The organism is Caproiciproducens sp. LBM24188 (assembly GCF_054130445.1).
In genome coordinates this window covers 347,160-365,007 of the sequence record NZ_CP196862.1, presented here as the reverse complement: position 1 = coordinate 365,007, position 17,848 = coordinate 347,160, and the positions used below count along the sequence as shown (strand labels likewise).

The following is a 17,848-nucleotide window of genomic DNA, read 5'->3' as shown; positions in this document are numbered from 1 at the left end:
TTTTTATGAAAAGCGACCGATATACGATATTAGGGTTAGATTCGGATAATGTTGCAACTTTATCTATTATATTTTTCTAATTATGTGACAAAATTAATTCAGAAACCACTGGTGTTTACGACTTCATCAGCGATTTTTAATTCAGACCGTACGAATGGCTCTCTCCCTTTTCGAGCGGCACGCCGAAACCGTTTCAGCCGGACGTCATATCATCAGGAGGTATCGGGATTTGTTTACCGACCCGTTAAAATTAATGATTCACCGCCGTTTTCTGGATGGGATCGGTGATTTGGGGCTCTGTGAAGACGAAATCCGCGAAAAAATCGATCGCTGCACGGGGGATCTTCTTACGGTCATGGAATTTTATTATGGCTCCATGCCGATGAAGGACGTGGGCGAATACGATTTTGAACTGCTCCGGAAAATCGCGGAATTTGGTCTTTCTTTGGAGCAGAAAACCGACTGGGGTGAACCCATTCCGGAGGATATCCGCCTGAATTATGTGCTGAATTACAGAGCGGATCTGGAATGGGTGGAAAACAGCCGCGCCTTTTTTTATCAGGCACTGCAGGACCGGGTTCGTGGAAAGGACCTTTTTCAGGCCGCCCTTGCGGTGAACGCCTGGTGCGCGGAACATGTGGAATACAAACCCTTTCCGGCAACAGGGTTCAGCCCAATCGGCATTCTGAAAGCCGGCGGCGGCAACAGTCGGCAGCTCTCCACCTTGGAAGTCACCGCGCTGCGCAGTGTGGGAATTCCCGCCCGGGTGGTCTTCACGCCCGCCTGGGCACACCGAGAGCACGGTCTGTGCTGGGTGGAATTCTGGGCACAGGGCAGCTGGCACTTCATCGAGGCCTGCCGCCCCGGCCCCCTCATCAACCAAAACTGGTTCGCCGGGAACGCTGCCCGGGCTATGTTCCTTTTCACATCCGCCTTTCTGCCCCCGGCGGAGGAGGAAGTCATTTTCTGTGGAAAACGCACGATTTTGGTCAATGTACTCAACCGCTATGCCGTCGGAAAGCGGTTGTCCCTAACCGTTACCGAGGGCGGCCCGGTTGCCGGGGTCATTATTGATTTTGAAATCCTGAACGGGTCAGAACTACGTCCGGCACTGTCGTTAGTAACGGATGAAACCGGCAGTGCTTCGCTTACCATCGGCTGTGGAAGCATCCATATTCACGCCCGGAAAGGCGACCGTTTCGTGGAAGCCTTTGTTCATACCGGGGAATCCGATCATGTGGCTCTCGATTTTTCGCAGGCGGCACGGGAAGAACCCTCCTATAAGAAAGAGTTTGTGATGATTCCCCCCAAAGATGCAGCGGAATTTTTCATCCCGCTGACCGACATACAGCGAGCAAACGCCAGGGGCGAAAACGAATGGGCGGCACAGGCCCGAAAGGAAGTGCTTGCCCGCCAGTTTAAAGAGGAAGAAGCCAAAGCTCTGGTTGCCCGCTATAACCAACCCGCACGCACGCTGAATTTACTGAGCCGCGCCAAGGGAAATTTTGATGAAATCAATCGGTTTTTACTTGCCTTTTTTAATGCGGATACCCGCACGCTGAAGCTTGATTTTCTGGAAACCCTTTCAGACTGCGACCTGTGCAACACCAACGCCGCCGTACTGAACGATCATTTTCAGACGTCCCTCCCGTTTCGTGAGCGGTATGATTACGAACTGTATCTCAAAAATCTAATGAACCCCAGAATTGCGGAAGAACCGATTACCGCCTACCGTTCCGGAATCATTGCCCAGCTGGGCGCCCACGCCGGCATTCTGCGGAAGGATCCCCGCCTGCTGTGGAAATACATCAGGGAAATTCCCTGCCTGACTGAACCGTCCCTGTACAATGCGTCCCCGCTTAGCATGCTGAAAACCGGCCTAATGGATGAAACCGGCCGCAGGATTTTGTTTGTGGCCATCTGCCGCACATTCGGGTATCCTGCACGTCTAAATCCGGTGGACCGTTCGGCCGAATACTTTTTCAACGGCTCGTTTCATTCCGTGAACGAAAAGCCCTCCCGACGGGTTCCCGACGCAAATCTAATTCTTTCTGGCGGGAGCCGGTTCCGCGTTTACCGCAGGCACTGGACCTTGGCTGTGTTGAAAGACGGGTCTTATCATACGTTAAATCTGGATGGTGCATCTTGGTCGGAAAACGGAGAGTTGGAACTTTCGCTTCGGCCGGGGTGCTACCGGCTGATTACCGCCGTTCGCGGGGTAAACGAAAACCTGTACTGCATAAAAACGGTGTTTCAGCTGAAAAGCGGGGAATCCGAACGGCTGGAACTGAAGTGTCACAACCTCCGTCCGGAGGAGGAAACGGGCTGTGTGCCCCTGGCGCCGTTCCGCCTGCACGATATGCATTTCCGTTCGGAAATGGTGAATGAAATTGTAAAAGATCAACCCGCTGTGCTAATCTGGTTCCAGGAAAATACACCGGACACAGACCGCCTTCTTTTGCATTTCATCTCGCTGCGGTCCGTAATCAGCAGCTTAAACTGCAAGGTGCTCCTCATCCTCCCGGACTATCCCCTGCAAAAGGACCCAACGGTAGCTTTCGCCTGCAGAGAACTGCCGTTTATCGAGATTTACAGTGCGGATTTTGACGATACCGCACAGCTTCTTGTCAACCGTTTCGGACTGGAACAGGGCCTTTACCCGCTGACTCTCATTGTCCGCCCCGGGCCCTGCGTGGCATACGCCTGTGCCGGCTACGATGAGGAATTTCCAGAGCGGATGATCGATATTTTAAAACGGACCGACGAAAGTATTGTGGACTAGCCGGACAACCTGCCTCTGAACCAGCAGTGTTTGGACAGGCTCTTCTATTTTGGCTTTCATTTCCCGGGTAATAATTTCCGGAAATAGATTTTTTCACGCAAATTCTGCCTGTCTTCCCATAAAAATGTCATCAAAAGCAGCAAGAAAAGCATTTGCAGCTCGATTTTTTATCTGCCGTAACCACTTCGGGAATTTCCCCGATGCTGGCTGACCCCGCTGATTGAAGACCATATCATCCTCTTTTCGATGCCGCCGGTAAAACCGGCGGCATTTTTATAAACCGTACCACATAGGCAGCACCACTCCATCCGAATGAACCGCCTTCGTGATAAAGTCACGGAAAAAGCAATCGGGATTTCTTAAAATAGAAGCAAAGAAATTTGCTCGATTGTGGATGCAAATTCATTTTCTTCAGAGCAAAGCCCCGGTCCGGATACAAGGAAACATACCTCACACGCCGATTCGGATCTCACAAGAGCCTTGTTCGAAGAAATTTCGATATAAACAGAAAGGCGGCTGTTCTATGAAAGTACTGATTGTTGGAGGTGTCGCAGGGGGTGCAGGTGCAGCGGCAAAGCTGCGCCGCCTGAGCGAGGACGCGGAAATCATCCTGTTTGAAAAGGGCGAATATATTTCCTACGCAAACTGCGGGCTTCCATATTATATTGGCGGAACCATCCGCGAAAAAGAAAATCTCATCGTCACCCAGCCGGAACTGCTTCGCAGGCGCTTTGGCGTGGATGTTCGCACCATGCAGGAGGTTGTCCAAATCAACCGGGAACAAAAGACTGTTAACGTTATAAATCATCGGGACGGAAGCACCTATGTAGAAAGCTATGACAAGCTGATTCTCTCCCCCGGTGCACAGCCCAAGCGGCCCAACCTGCCCGGTATCGATCTGAACGGCATTTTCACCCTGCGCACCGTTCCGGATACCTATCGTATCGACGAGTACATCCGGGAAAACAAGCCGAAAAACGCCGTGGTAGTGGGCGCAGGCTTCATCGGCGTGGAAATGGCGGAAAACCTGTGTCAGCGCGGGCTAAACGTAACCATTGTGGAATTCCAGAATCAAGCGGTCGCCTCGCTGGACCCGGAAATGGCGGCGATTCTCCATCGCGCGATGCGCGAGCATGGCATCCGGCTGTTGTTTGGCAATGGTGTAAAGGGATTTTCCTCCTCCGGGCAGGAAAATGCCCTGATGGTGCATCTGGCCGCCGATCAGTCCATAGAAAAATCCATTCCTGCTGATCTGGTGATCCTCAGCATTGGGGTTTCGCCGGACAGCACCCTTGCCCGGGACGCCGGGCTGGAGCTGGGCGTGGGAGGAAGCATAAAAGTGGATGGAACCTACGCGACCAGCGACCCCCATATTTTTGCCGTGGGCGATGCCATCGGCGTGCGTCAGTTCGGCACCGGAACCGAAACGCTGGTTCCCCTTGCGGGTCCGGCAAACCGGCAGGCACGCTTGGTGGCGGGCAGTGTCCTGAATCGGCCTGTGGAGCCGGACGGCGGCGTGCAGGGCAGCGCTGTTCTGAAAGTATTTGAACTTACGGCCGCTTCCACCGGATTAAACGAAAAGCAGTTGAAAGCACAGAGCATCCCATACCAAAAGGTCTACACCCACCCCGCCAGCCATGCAACGTATTACCCCGGTGCTTCCCAGTTGAGCATGAAGCTGCTCTTCACGCCGGAAGGCAAACTGCTTGGCGCACAGGCGATTGGTACTGAAGGCGTCGACAAGCGCATCGACGTGCTGGCCACCGCACTCCGTCTGGGCGGCACGGTATTCGACTTGGAAAAGCTGGAGCTTTGCTACGCTCCGCCGTATTCCTCCGCCAAGGACCCAGTCAACATGATTGGATTTGTCGCGGCAAACGTTCTGCGTGGGGAAACAAAAATCTTCCATTACGACCAAGTGGATGCGTTGGATCGAAGCGCAGTTTCCTTGGTGGACGTGCGCACTCCGGATGAATACGCTATGGGAACCATCCCCGGTGCGGTCAATCTCCCGCTGGATGACCTGCGCGCCCGCATGGAAGAGCTGCCGAAGGACAAACCGGTTTATCTGTTCTGCCAGGTCGGTTTACGTGGGTACGTGGCCTCCCGCATCCTGATGCAGAACGGCTACGAGGCTTACAACCTGAGCGGCGGCTACAAGACCTATATCACCGCCAAGGCGGACCGGGAGCCGCCCTGCCTCACGGACTGTGTGGGCATCCCGAAGCCGGCAGAATCGTCCTCTCCCATCCGCTGCGAAGCGAAAAATGTCATTGAGGTGGACGCCTGCGGCCTGCAGTGCCCCGGCCCCATTATGAAAGTCGCGGAGGGAATCAAGTCCATCCGTGACGGGGAATGCCTGCTGGTCCGGGCTACCGACCCGGCCTTTGCTTCGGACATCAATGTTTGGTGCGAACGCACGGGCAACGACCTGCTTTCTGTAGAGCGCGAAAACGGAGCCTATTCGGTACGCATCCGAAAAGGTTTGGCGGCACCGGCCGTTTCCTCCTCGGCGGGTAACGACAAAAGCATGGTTGTGTTCAGCGGTGACCTGGACCGCGCGCTCGCGGCGCTGATTATTGCAAATGGCGCAGCCGCCATGGGCCGCAAGGTAACGCTGTTTTTCACCTTTTGGGGGTTGAACGTTCTGCGCAAACCGAACCGCGTCCGCGTGGCAAAAAGCGCGGTGGAAAAAATGTTCGGAATCATGATGCCGCGCGGCGCAGGAAAGCTCGGCCTTTCCCGCATGAACATGCTCGGCATGGGGCCGAAGATGATTCGCGGGATTATGAAAAAGAAGAACGTTTCGTCGCTGGAGGAACTGCTCCAGTCCGCCATGGCAAACGGTGTCCGCCTGGTGGCGTGCCAAATGTCCATGGACATTATGGGCATCCGGCGCGAAGAACTGATTGACGGTGTGGAAATTGGTGGTGTGGCCACCTTCCTCGGCTCAGCAGAGCGGTCCGACACAAGTTTGTTTATTTAGGCATTCAAAAAGCACCCCATTTGGAACTGAATTCCGAATGGGGTGCTTCTATAATCACTCACGATTTGCTCAGTGCAATCAGCAATTCCCGTAAAAGCTTGCAGGCCACGGCGGTGGAAACACCGCTCTGGTCGTAGACCGGGCAAAGCTCGTTTACGTCGCAGGCGACGATGTTCAGGTTTGAAACGGTGAGCACTGCGCGCAGCAGCTCCAAAAAGCTTACGCCGCCCGCCTCGGGTGTGCCCGTGCCGGGGAACACCGACGGGTCGAGCACGTCCAAGTCAATGGAAAGGTAAACCGGCTTTCCGCTTAATTTACGGACGGTTTCTTCCAATCCGTTGAAGTTGAAGCGGTTCGTAAATACATGTTCCTTCGCCCAAAGAAACTCCGAACGATCGCCGGAACGGATGCCAAACTGGAAAATCCGTCCGTCCCCGACCAGCTCCCACACCCGGCGCATGACCGAAGCATGGGAAAGCGCCTCGCCCAAGTATTCGTCACGCAGATCGGCGTGGGCATCGAAATGCAGAACGTGCAGGTCCGGGAAATGCCGGATTACGGCGCGCGCCGCGCCCAGCGTAACCAAATGCTCCCCGCCGACCATGCAGGGCAGCTTGCCCGCTCTCAAAATCCTTTCCGTATACTGCTCGATTTTTTCCAGCGCGGGAACGGGATTGCCGAACGGCAGCTCCAGGTCGCCGCCATCGAAGGCCGCAGTATCGGTCAAGTCCTTGTCCTGATACGGACTGTAGGTTTCAAGTCCGAACGAATCCCCCCGGATGGCGCGGCTGGCAAAGCGCGTGCCGGGACGGAACGAGGTGGTGGAATCGAACGGCGCGCCGAACAGAACAATTTTTGCGTCCTCAAACGTACGGTCACAGGCAAGAAAAGTGTCTACGTTGCGTTCCATCCTAGTCCTCCCTCTGTTCCAGCAGTTCCCGCACATAGGTAGGTAGCGCGAAGCTCCCGCGATGGATTTCCGTATTGTAATACCGGGTGGTAAGGCCAAGCCGATTCCACGCGTCCGCGTCAAAGGACAGCGGGTCGTATTTTTTCGAAGCGAAGCCGAACAGCCAGTGCCCGGAGGGGTACGTTGGAATGTGCGCCTGATACACGCGGCAGACCGGGAAAAATTCCGAAATCCGGGTATGCGCGCGCTTCATAGACTTCGCATATTTTGCGTAATACGGGCTTTCGTGCTGGTTAATCAAAATGCCGTCGTCCTTCAGCGCTTTATAGCAGTTCCCGTAAAATTCACGGGTGAACAGCCCTTCGCCCGGGCCGAACGGGTCGGTGGAATCCACGATAATCAGGTCGTAAGCGTTTTCTTTGGTGCGCACAAAACGAAGCCCGTCTTCATAATAGATGGTCACGCGCGGGTCGTCCAGCTTACAGGCGGTCTGGGGTAGGTACTCCCGGCAGGCTTCTACCACCATTCGGTCAATTTCTACCATGTCAATATGCTCTATCGTGCCGTAGCGGGTCAGCTCGCGCACCGAACCGCCGTCACCCGCGCCGATGACCAATACATTCTTAATATTCGGGTTCGTTGCCATGGGCACATGGACAATCATTTCATGATAGATGAATTCATCTTTTTCCGTCACCATCATGTAGCCGTCCAGTGTTAAAAACCGGCCGAACTCCCACGCTTCCATAATATCAATCCGCTGGAACGGGCTGACGGCGGAATAGAGCTGCCGGTCAACCTTAATGGAAAAGCGGACGTTGTCGGAGTGCTCCTCCGTGTACCATAATTCCATAAACTGCTCCTTTCCATCTGAATGAATCATGAACTGCAAATTGGAACCGGGTTCCGTTGGTTACTATTCACGGTTCACCGAACAAGGATATTAATCCGTTTAATTTCTTTGTCTTCGGTGCCGGTCAACGTGCTGCCCTTTGCCTTGGCGTATTCAATATAGTCCAGAATCTCCGGTGTAATGCGCTCGCCAGGGGCGAGAATCGGGATTCCCGGCGGATAGCACATGACAAATTCGCTGCAGACCCCACCTGCACTTTCGCGCAGGGGAACCGAGCGTTTTTCGCCGTAAAACGCAGCCTGCGGCGGCAGCACCACCTCGGGGGTAATATATTCGTGGTCCAGCATGCCCGCGCGGTCCTTGGAATAGAGGCGCTTAATTTCATACAGTGCGGAAACCAGCCGCTCCACTGCAAGCTCGGTGTCGCCCACGGAGATGATGGCCAGAATATTGCCGATGTCACCAAATTCAATCTGGATTCCGTAATCGTCCCGCAGAATATCGTACACCTCGATGCCCGCGCGGCCGATTTCCAGCGTATTCACGGAGAGTTTGGTCACATCGAAATCATACACCGCCGGGGAACCGTTCAGTTCGCGCGAAAACGCGTAGTATCCGCCGATGCGGTTGATTTCCTCCCGCGCGTACTGCGCCAGCCGGGTGACCTTATCAAAAATTTCTTTCCCGCGCAGCGCCAAATTGCGGCGGGAAATATCCAGCGACGAAATCAGTAGGTATGACCCGCTGGTCGTCTGCGTCAGGTTGATAATCTGCCGGATATATCCCTCGGGAATCCGTCCGTTGGACAGCAGCAGCGAGCTCTGGGTCAGCGAACCGCCGGTTTTGTGCATGCTGACCGCCGCCATGTCTGCACCGGCGGCCATGGCGGAAACGGGCAGACCTTCGCCGAAATAGAAATGCGTGCCGTGCGCTTCATCCGCCAGCACGGCCATATTGCGGCGGTGCGCCAGTTCTACAATCGCGCGCAGGTCGGAACAAATGCCGTAATAGGTGGGGTTGTTGACCAGCACCGCCTTGGCGTCCGGATTTTCCTGAATGGCACGCTCCACATCCTCCAGCGCCATGCCAAGCGGAATGCCCAGCCGCCGGTCGATGCCCGGGTTAACATAAACTGGAACCGCACCGCTCAGAATCAGCGCGTTAATGGCGCTGCGGTGCACATTGCGCGGCATAATAATTTTTTCGCCGCGCTTGCAGGCGCTCATCACCATGCTCTGCACTGCGGAGGTGGTGCCGTTCACCATAAAAAACGCGTCCTGCGCGCCGAACGCGGCGGCGGCAAGCTCCTCCGCCTCTTTAATGACCGAGACCGGATGGCAGAGGTTGTCCAGCGGCTTCATGGAGTTCACATCCACCGTCAGGCAGCGCTCCCCCAGAAAGGCGGTTAGTTCGGGATTGCCTTTTCCACGCTTGTGGCCCGGCACGTCAAACGGCACCACGCGCGCTTCCTTGTATTGTTCCAGCGCCTCGTAAACCGGCGCCCTGTTTTGATTGAACCGCTCCATTTCTCTTCCTGTTCTCGCTGTATTCATGGTTCAGCGTTCCCCGTCGTAGATGTTGGAGCCGCTGAAAATTTCAATCATTTCCCGGCGAAGGCTGTTGGTGATGCGCAGCCTTTCCTTTGGGGGCAACTCGTACACATCGGTATTGAACAGGTAGTTCTGCAGATTAATTTCCTTAATTAGCATTTTCGTATGAAAAAGATTTGCCTGATAGACGTTCACGTCAATCGCATCGTATTTCCGGAGCGTCGCATCATCTATATAATCCTGTATGGAAGTAATGTTGTGATCAATAAACAATTTTCTGCCGTCAACATCCCGAGTAAAACCGCGCACGCGGTAATCGGCGGTGATAATATCCGAATCGAAGCTGCCGATTAGGTAATTCAGCGCGTTCAGCGGGGAAACCTCGCCGCAGGTGGAAACATCAATGTCCACGCGGAAGGTGGCGATAGCGTTATCCGGATGGTACTCCGGATAGGTATGAACGGTAACGTGGCTTTTATCCAGATGGCCGACCACGGTATTCCGCGTTTTCAGAATATCGATTTCGCCCTGATTGCAGGACGGGTCAATACAGGTTACGGGCAGCGACTCTTCGGTAATTAAAATCGTCACGCTGGCCCCCTGCGGGTCGTAATCCTGCTTGCTTACATTCAGCACGTGCGCACCGATCATTTCCGTTACGTCACAAAGGATGTTCGTCAATCGTTCGGAATTGTACTGCTCGTCCACGTAAGCGATATAGTCTTTCTGCTCCCGCTCACTTTTTGCATAGCACACATCATAGATGTTGAAGCTAAGTGTTTTTGTGAGGTTGTTAAAGCCGTATAATTTCAGCTTATTTTCCAACCTTATCATCACGCCCCTTCCTAAATTTCTGTTTCGCCGGTTCCTCCGCCTTATGTTCTCCCGTGAAAAGTGAATTGCCAACGGTCGAAGGCCTCGGAGGTCCTGCCCGCTTTAGGCGAGTTTGAGTCCGGACTTTTAAGGTGTATTAAAACTGAAATCAATAGTACGATAAAGCACTATAAATGTCAATGTTTTTCGCTTTAAATATTTATATAATTTAATATTTCAGCAATAATTCAAAGTGTACCTTGAATCATTCCAAATTTCTCCGTTTTCCTCTCGTTTTATCCGTTTTCCTTTCATGCGCTCTCATTTGAAGCATATTTTTTGCCGGGGCGTAAAAAACGGTCGTTTTTCAGGCCCTAAAAAAATTTTCGGCTTTCCCCTTTTATCCTGTGACGAATTGTGCTATGATATTTATTATAATGGCGTAAATTTTGATTTTGGTGTTAAATTTTTATCAATCTTTGTTCTTGCAATTAAAAATATGCGTTGCAACGCCCTGCTTTTTTGTTGCTTTTGCATGAATGATTCAAGCCATTCGGTCGTTTTTTCGTAAAGAATCAACTGCTTTTCATCCCTGGCTGAATCCGAAGAAGGAAGTGGTTGAAAATTACTCGAAATCAAAAATACGCGGCACTTTCCAGACTGCCGTCACCCATTCGTGACGCTGCGGTAACCCTTGTGATTCCAGCCGCCGTCACGGGAATTTCGTTTCTTGTTTCCCGCTGGTCGGGGAGCAACGACAACATCGGCGTGATTTACGTTCTGGCCGTAGTGCTGGTAAGCCGTTTCACCTCCGGTTACCTGTGGGGAATCATCGCCTCGGTTCTGGGCGTATTCGGCACCAATTACTTCTTTACCGTTCCTTATCATACGCTGGAGTTTTCTTCCGGCTATTCCATTACATTTTTCAGCATGCTGGTCGTTTCCTTAATGACCAGCACGGCCACCGTGCGCCTGAGGGAACACGCCCGCCTTGCCTTACTGCGGGAAAAACGCACGGACAACCTTTATGAGTTTTCCCAAAAGCTTCTTTCCGCCGGCGGAATTGACTCCATTGTTTCCCTTACGCTGGAATACTTATTCCGAACTTTGAAGCGCTCCGTCATATTTTATACGGAGGACCCTGCGGCCGGAGGCCGCGGCACGCTGAAAACCACCTGCGACCGCGACGCGCTGACGCTTTGTTCCATGGACGAACAGGAAGCTGCACATCAGGCCTTTGTAACCGGGGTAAGAACCGGGGCGGGCACGAAAATCTGCCCGAAAGCCGCGGCCTGCTATTTTCCGGTTGCTGCCCACGGATGCATGCTTGGCGCAGTGGGTTTTCTTGTTACGCAGGATGGGGAACCGGCTGTAAATATTCTTACCTTTTTGGAAATGCTAATTTCGCAAACTGCCCTTGCGCTGGAACGTCAAAGGCTTTCCGAAAAGCAGCAGGCGGCTGTGGTGGAAGCAGAAAAGGAAAAAATGCGCACCAACCTGCTCCGCTCCGTTTCCCACGACCTGCGCACACCGCTGACCAGCATTATCGGCGCCAGTTCCGCAATTCTGGAAAACCCGGAGCGCATTGACCCCCAAACGCGAAACCGCCTGATCAGCGACATTCACCAGGAGGCGCAGTGGCTGATCCGCATGGTGGAAAACCTGCTGACCGTCACACGCATCCACAGCGCACCCGCACGGCTGAAAAAGCAGCCGGAAGCCGTTGAGGAAATCGCGGCGGAATCCGTCACCCGGTTGAAAAAACGTTTTCCGGGCGCAGCCGTCCACGTTTCGGTTCCTGAAGAGTTCCTAATGGTCCCCATGGACGCAACGCTGATTGAACAGGTTCTGATTAACCTGCTGGAAAACGCGGTGCGGCACGCCGGCGCCACCCAGCCCATCGAGCTTCAAGTTGGGGTAGAACAGAAAAACGCCGTCTTTGAAGTTCGCGACCGCGGAAAGGGTCTTTCCGAAACGCTGCTCCCCCATATTTTTGACGGCTATCCTTCCGACAACAGCGACTCCACCCGCGGAAGCGGAGTCGGGTTGTCCATCTGCAAGTCCATTGTCCGCGCGCACGGCGGTACGATTACCGCCGCAAACCGGCCGGACGGAGGCGCCGTTTTCACGTTTACGCTCCCGCTGGAGGAGGCGAACTCTCATGACGAATAAAACCACTGTTTTAATTGTAGAAGACGAGGACGCCATTGCGCACTTCATTTCCACCGTTCTGACGGCCAACGGATACCGCACCATTAACGCGACGAACGGAGCGGAAGCGATTTCGCTCATTTCCTCTCACTGCCCCGATTTGATTCTGTTAGACCTTGGCCTGCCAGACATGGATGGGCTGGAGGTTCTGCGCAAAACGCGCGAATGGTCGGGAATTCCGATTCTGGTTGTTTCTGCACGCGGTGAGGAACAGCAAAAAGTCGAAGCACTCGACCTTGGCGCGGACGATTACATTACCAAACCGTTCGGTTCCTCCGAACTGATGGCGCGTATCCGCGCCGCCATCCGCCACGGAATCAAAATGGAAATGGGTGAGGATCTTCCGGACGGAAAGTTCACGCGGGGTGACTTAACCGTAGACTTTAAAAAGCGGATTGTCACGGTGGACGGCAAGGACGTGCACCTGACGCAAAACGAATTTAAAATTGTCACCCTGATTTGCAAGCACGTCGGTCAGGTGCTGACATATTCCTATATATTGAATCAGGTTTGGGGGCAGTTCGCCCAGAACGACCGCCAGATTCTAAGGGTAAACATGGCAAATATCCGGCGAAAAATTGAAAAAAATCCGGCGGAGCCGAAATATATTTTGACCGAAGTGGGCGTTGGCTACCGTATGCCGGACGAAGACTGAACCGCTGGGCATTTTTTTAGACAATTTTGCTTTGCGTGTTTTCACATGTTCCGTCTCCCCCCGCGCGGCTTTTCCCTGAAACCGCGAGCCGGAAGCGAAAAAGCTGGGGATACGCGCAAAATTCATATATTTTCAGTATTTACAGGAGAAGTGATATCATGGAAAAAGGAAACAAAATCAGTATTCTTGGCGCGGGTAATGTAGGCGCTACCATTGCTTACACGCTGACCGTGCAGGGCCTTGCATCAGAAATTGTTCTGGTCGACATCAACAAGGAAAAGGCCGAAGGCGAAGCAATGGACATTTATCAGGGAACTGCTCTGTGCCCGCCAGTTGATATTTTTAACGGTGACTACCCGGATATTAAGGATTCCGACATTGTTATCGTAACCCTTGGCAGCGCTCGTAAACCCGGCCAGACAAGAATTGATCTTGCCCAGGGCAACATCAACATCATCAAGAGCGTTATGCCGCAGGCTTTGAAATATGCTCCAAACGCAAAGTACGTGGTGGTCAGCAACCCGGTTGACATCATTACCTACACCATTCTGAAAACCACCGGCCTGCCGGAGTCTCAGGTATTCGGTTCCGGTACCCTGCTCGACACCAGCCGTCTGCGCGCTGCAATCGCACAGAACGTTGGCGTCAGCCCGAAGAGTGTTCATGCCTATGTGTTCGGTGAGCACGGCGACAGCTCCATGATTCCGTGGTCCCTGACCAGCATCAGCGGCGTCCCGATGGATACCTACCTTTCCAGCATGCGCGTGAAGAACCCGAATTATCAGGAACTGGACCACGCTGCCATCCTGGAGGACGTGCACAAGTCCGGCGGAAAGGTCATTAAGCTGAAGGGCGCTACCTTCTATGCCATCGCACTTTCCACCTGCCGCATCTGCGAATGCATCCTGCGCAATACCAATTCCGTTTTGACCCTGTCCACCATGCTGCACGGCGAATACGGTGTCAGCGACGTGTGCGTCAGCCTGCCGGCCCTGCTTGGTTCCGATGGCCTGACCAACCTGATGGCTCCGCCGATGACCAACGAGGAACAGGAACAGTTTGTCGCAAGCTGCAACGCCCTGAAGGCCGTTATTTCCTCTGTCAACATCTAATTCAATTCACGGCATCGCAACTTTTCGGTACAAATCGCGCCAAAACCCTTTCTTTTCCGATAAAAGATTGTTATAATAATAACAAAAGTCAGTTTGCCCCCCCGCTTTCCCCGGCTCAAGCCTGAAATAGAATGTTTTTTGGGCCGGACGGCGGTTCCGGTAAAATTTGCAGAATGAATGACCTTGAAAGGATGTTTAGAATGGATTACGCAAAAGAATCACTGAAAAAACATGCCGAATGGAAAGGCAAAATCGAAGTAATCTGCCGCGCTCCTCTGGAAACCCGCGACGATCTTTCCCTCGCCTATACCCCCGGCGTTGCACAGCCCTGCCTGGAAATTCAGAAAGATGTTAATAAAAGCTACGATTTGACCCGCCGTTCCAACTTGGTTGCGGTCGTAACCGACGGCACCGCAGTGCTCGGCCTTGGCGACATCGGCCCGGAAGCCGGTATGCCGGTTATGGAAGGCAAATGCGCCCTGTTTAAGACATTCGGCAATGTGGACGCAATCCCGCTCTGCGTGCGTTCCAAGAACGTGGACGACATTGTCAACACGGTTCGCCTGCTCGCCGGCAGCTTTGGCGGCGTAAACCTAGAGGATATTTCCGCTCCCCGCTGCTTCGAAATCGAACGCAAGCTGAAGGAATGCTGCGATATTCCGATTTTCCACGACGACCAGCACGGCACCGCCGTTGTTACCCTTGCCGCTATGTTCAACGCATTGAAACTGACTGGCAAGAAGATTGAAGAAATTAAGGTTGTCACCAGCGGCGCAGGCGCTGCCGGTATCGCCATCATTAAGCTGCTCATCGCTCTCGGCCTTAAGAACGTGATCATGTGCGACCGCACCGGCGCGATCTATGAGGGCCGCGAAGGTTTGAATGAAGAAAAGAAAGAAATGGCGCGCATCACCAACAGAGAAAAGCGCAGTGGTACCCTTGCCGACATGCTCAAGGGCGCGGACGTGTTCATCGGCGTTTCCGCTCCGAACTGCGTCACCGCAGAAATGGTCAAGAGCATGAACAAGGACCCGATCCTCTTCCCAATGGCAAACCCGGTTCCGGAAATTTTGCCGGACGTTGCAAAAGCCGCAGGTGCTGCCGTTGTGGGCACCGGCCGCAGCGACTTCCCGAACCAGATCAACAACGTGCTTGCATTCCCGGGCATCTTCCGCGGTGCGCTTGACGTGCGCGCAAGCGACATCAACGACGAAATGAAGATTGCCGCCGCAAGGGCGATTGCATCCTTTGTTACCGATGACAAACTTTCCCCGGACTACATCATTCCGAGCGCACTCGACAAGAATGTTGCTGCTGCCGTTGCAAAAGCGGTTGCAGAAGCCGCCCGCAAGACCGGCGTAGCAAGAATCTAATTTTCCTCCTTTTCAAGGAAAATAACTATCCGCACATCAAAGAACACGGGCGCGTGAACCGGGAACCCCGGCCTCACCGCCCGTGTTTTAAAAAGTGCCGATTTTAGCAATTGAATTTGCATATCCCGAGAAAGTGATGTCGCAAAAGGAAGAAATCTTCCTTTTGCGGCACCACTTTTTTCATCGAAACGGCCGGATGAAACCCTGGCCGCGCCGGATTCACCGCACTGTATCGGATAGAGCCTTGCCCACATATAATATAACAGTCCTGGTCCTCTAACATTTAGAAAAGAGTGTGAATCGTTCTTATGAGTGAAATAGATACCAAAGAATATCTCGGACCACTTCCTCCCCCTCCTCCGAAGCCGCCCAAAAAGACAATACAGGTTCCTGTTATCCTTGGTAAAGGGGAAAAGCAGCACCTTGTCGTAAAGGAATCCAAGATTTCTCCGCCAAGTCCCCCAATTTTCCGAATTAAAGACGTAGATAAATACGTGGTCATCACGCAAGCAAAACTGGTTCCCTCCGTGAACTACGATGACTGCTACGACGACAAGGACTATGACCAGAAGTGGTGGCTGAATAAAGTAATTATCAACGGTTACGTAGATAAAAACGTAAATTATAAGACCATCACGGACTTCACCTGCGAAGATGTAAACGGGCCTGTGTATCATTTTACAACGCGCGCCTATTTCTCTACCTTCGTTGAAATTAAGACGAAGGAAAAAGTGAAAGACTGTGACAAGGTAGAAATTTTAAGTGCGGTTGTGGAAGGCGAAAAAGAAGACTTGCTGGACCCAAATCCCCCGTGCAAAGGCGCTCCGGATTGGGCAGTAACCTATAACAAGCTTCTCGAAAAAATCCTGGTCAAAATCTCTGCTAAGATCATCCGCATTGAGGAAGTCAAGGTACAGCCCGAATATTAAACCAAACGATTTCCCTCAAATTTCGTAGTATCCACCGGCGGGGCTGATAACGCGGCCCCGCCGGTGTTTTTATAGTTTTTTCTGCTCCTTCAGCTTTTTCAGTGAATCCAGATCCATCTCCAGCAGCTGTTCCATGGGGAAATCCTCGTTTTCCTCAAACTGCAGGGTGTCGGATTCCACCAGCATTTCCGCTGCGCCGTTCGGCTTTTCCCCGCTAGACGGAGATGGTTCTTCCTCTTTCAGGCATTCTTCCTCCTTCGGCGCTTCCTCTTCGGCCGCGCGGAAAATTCGGATTTTCCCTTTGATTTGCACCCTCCACGCCGCGTTTTTCTGCGTGCTGCCTTCGTACCGGAATGGGCACACCGGCTCTAAAAGGAGCTCCGCTTGGGCATTCTGCGCCGCCGCATAGGGAATTTTTATACAGATGTTTTTTCGGACGTTATATGTGGCAAAATTTTTATCATCGCCCACATATGATTTCTTATATAGAACCGTGAGCTGATAGCTTCCAAAAACAGCGCTTTCCTGGTCGGAAAACGCTTTTACATACAGTTCGCACGCTTTTGCGCGGCAGTCCATTACCATGGAATAATTTAGGTCCCAAAGCTCCAAAATATCCAAAAAATCTTGATTGAACTCTTTCGCCGCAACCTCAGCCATTGCTTTCCCTCCCATTCATGGTCACCCGCAGATCAATGAATGGTATGCTGCCCAAAACAAAAATATGCCCTCCGAAATTCGACCGAATTTTTCTGAGAGGGAACGTAAAATAAAATTGATGCCATGGAATTCAAATTCCATTGAATTCTGATTCCATGGCATCCCATAGGATTCTGTTTTACTGCGTTTTCCGCTTCTGCATATGATACGCGATTTTCAAAAGCTGCTTATCGGGAACAAAGCGACCCAAAACGTGGGCGCATTTCATGATTCCGCCCGGCACCAGCACAAGCTTGCCCCGGAACATGCCGTCAATGGCGTAGGCAGCCACCGTTTGGCTTTCCAGCCCCTTTACGCTGAATTTTACCTGCGCGACCGAATCGAACTCCGTGTGCACCGGCCCCGGGCAAAGTACGGAAACATGCACATGGCTGCCGGAACGCCGGAGTTCTTCCGACAGGGCTTCCGTCAGTCGGAACACATAGGCCTTGGACGCATAATAGGACGACAACAGCGGTCCTGGATAAAACGCCGCAGAGGACGCGACGTTGAGAATATAACCCGAATCCCGTTCCTTCATCTGGCGGTAAAACAGCTTGGTCAGGATATGGACCGCACGGATATTCGTATCCAGCATCTGTAGCTCCCGGTCCAGGTCGGTTTCGTCGAACGCACCGAAAAGGCCGAAGCCTGCGTTGTTAATCAGCACATCCACCGCATCGTTTTTCACCTGCTCAAACACACGGAAACATTCCTCCGGTTTGGACAGGTCGGCGGTAATAATCTCTGTTTTTGTTTTGAGGGTACTGGCCAGCTGTTCCAACCGTTCCCGCCTGCGGGCTACCAGTATCACATCATATCCTTTATCGCTCAGAATTCGCGCCATATCGCGCCCAATTCCTGAGCTTGCACCTGTGATCAGCGCTTTCATCGAATGCCTCCTTTAGGCTCCTTTCGAACCGACCGAAAGGAATAACTGTTTGCTCCCATGATAGCCGATTGGAAATAAAAATG

At 52.8% G+C, this 17,848-nt stretch carries 14 protein-coding genes; 7 read left to right on the top strand and 7 right to left on the bottom strand.

What is annotated here, in order from left to right; all coding sequences use genetic code 11:
* Window positions 1-229 precede the first annotated feature (229 nt).
* Together ACSVDI_RS01665 and ACSVDI_RS01660 are read left to right on the top strand one after the other, a co-directional pair.
* Entirely contained in the window at window positions 230-2,782 is a 2,553-nt protein-coding gene (locus ACSVDI_RS01665; protein WP_457944255.1) for a transglutaminase-like domain-containing protein, read from the top strand.
* Window positions 2,783-3,305: 523 nt separating this feature from the next.
* Window positions 3,306-5,768: a DsrE/DsrF/DrsH-like family protein gene (locus ACSVDI_RS01660; RefSeq protein ID WP_457944253.1), complete on the top strand. Its 2,463-nt coding sequence runs from the start codon at window positions 3,306-3,308 to the stop codon at window positions 5,766-5,768.
* A gap of 58 nt (window positions 5,769-5,826) precedes the next feature.
* Here ACSVDI_RS01660 and speB read toward each other — a convergent pair whose 3' ends face one another.
* From speB to speD, 4 genes are all read right to left on the bottom strand, one after another.
* Window positions 5,827-6,678: an agmatinase gene (gene speB, locus ACSVDI_RS01655; protein ID WP_457944251.1), complete on the bottom strand. Its 852-nt coding sequence runs from the start codon at window positions 6,676-6,678 to the stop codon at window positions 5,827-5,829.
* Between the two features lies 1 nt (window position 6,679).
* Window positions 6,680-7,531 carry a polyamine aminopropyltransferase gene (gene speE / locus ACSVDI_RS01650; RefSeq protein WP_457944250.1) on the bottom strand — a complete coding sequence of 284 codons (852 nt, stop codon included), beginning with the start codon at window positions 7,529-7,531 and terminating at the stop codon, window positions 6,680-6,682.
* Between the two features lie 74 nt (window positions 7,532-7,605).
* The gene (locus ACSVDI_RS01645; protein ID WP_457944248.1) at window positions 7,606-9,084 is read right to left on the bottom strand and encodes an aminotransferase class I/II-fold pyridoxal phosphate-dependent enzyme; all 1,479 of its coding nucleotides are present in this window, start codon (window positions 9,082-9,084) and stop codon (window positions 7,606-7,608) included.
* A 3-nt stretch (window positions 9,085-9,087) separates the two neighbouring features.
* Window positions 9,088-9,918 carry an adenosylmethionine decarboxylase gene (speD, locus tag ACSVDI_RS01640; protein WP_457944246.1) on the bottom strand — a complete coding sequence of 277 codons (831 nt, stop codon included), beginning with the start codon at window positions 9,916-9,918 and terminating at the stop codon, window positions 9,088-9,090.
* Between the two features lie 594 nt (window positions 9,919-10,512).
* Between speD and ACSVDI_RS01635 the strand changes: the two genes are divergently transcribed.
* The 4 genes from ACSVDI_RS01635 to ACSVDI_RS01620 all read left to right on the top strand — a co-directional run bounded on the left by ACSVDI_RS01635 (window position 10,513) and on the right by ACSVDI_RS01620 (window position 15,245).
* Entirely contained in the window at window positions 10,513-12,066 is a 1,554-nt protein-coding gene (locus ACSVDI_RS01635; RefSeq protein ID WP_457944244.1) for a sensor histidine kinase, read from the top strand.
* A complete protein-coding gene (locus tag ACSVDI_RS01630) occupies window positions 12,056-12,760 on the top strand; it encodes a response regulator (protein ID WP_457944242.1) in 705 nt (234 codons plus the stop codon). Before ACSVDI_RS01635 ends, ACSVDI_RS01630 begins: the two co-directional genes overlap by 11 nt.
* Before the next feature lie 158 nt (window positions 12,761-12,918).
* A complete protein-coding gene (locus tag ACSVDI_RS01625) occupies window positions 12,919-13,872 on the top strand; it encodes an L-lactate dehydrogenase (RefSeq protein ID WP_457944240.1) in 954 nt (317 codons plus the stop codon).
* A gap of 200 nt (window positions 13,873-14,072) precedes the next feature.
* Entirely contained in the window at window positions 14,073-15,245 is a 1,173-nt protein-coding gene (locus ACSVDI_RS01620) for an NAD(P)-dependent malic enzyme (protein WP_457944238.1), read from the top strand.
* On the opposite strand, the gene ACSVDI_RS01615 is transcribed toward ACSVDI_RS01620, so the two are convergent.
* Window positions 15,242-15,499 (bottom strand): hypothetical protein, encoded by a 258-nt coding sequence (locus tag ACSVDI_RS01615; protein ID WP_457944236.1) that lies wholly within the window; start codon window positions 15,497-15,499, stop codon window positions 15,242-15,244. The genes ACSVDI_RS01620 and ACSVDI_RS01615 overlap by 4 nt on opposite strands.
* A gap of 54 nt (window positions 15,500-15,553) precedes the next feature.
* Between ACSVDI_RS01615 and ACSVDI_RS01610 the strand changes: the two genes are divergently transcribed.
* Window positions 15,554-16,174: a hypothetical protein gene (locus tag ACSVDI_RS01610; RefSeq protein ID WP_457944234.1), complete on the top strand. Its 621-nt coding sequence runs from the start codon at window positions 15,554-15,556 to the stop codon at window positions 16,172-16,174.
* Window positions 16,175-16,243: 69 nt separating this feature from the next.
* Here the strand turns inward: ACSVDI_RS01610 and ACSVDI_RS01605 are convergent, their stop codons facing one another.
* Window positions 16,244-16,834, bottom strand: coding sequence for a hypothetical protein (locus ACSVDI_RS01605; protein ID WP_457944233.1), 591 nt, complete (start codon window positions 16,832-16,834; stop codon window positions 16,244-16,246).
* Window positions 16,835-17,012: 178 nt separating this feature from the next.
* Complete coding sequence (locus ACSVDI_RS01600; protein ID WP_457944231.1) at window positions 17,013-17,765, bottom strand: SDR family NAD(P)-dependent oxidoreductase; 753 nt, start codon at window positions 17,763-17,765, stop codon at window positions 17,013-17,015.
* Window positions 17,766-17,848: the final 83 nt, after the last annotated feature.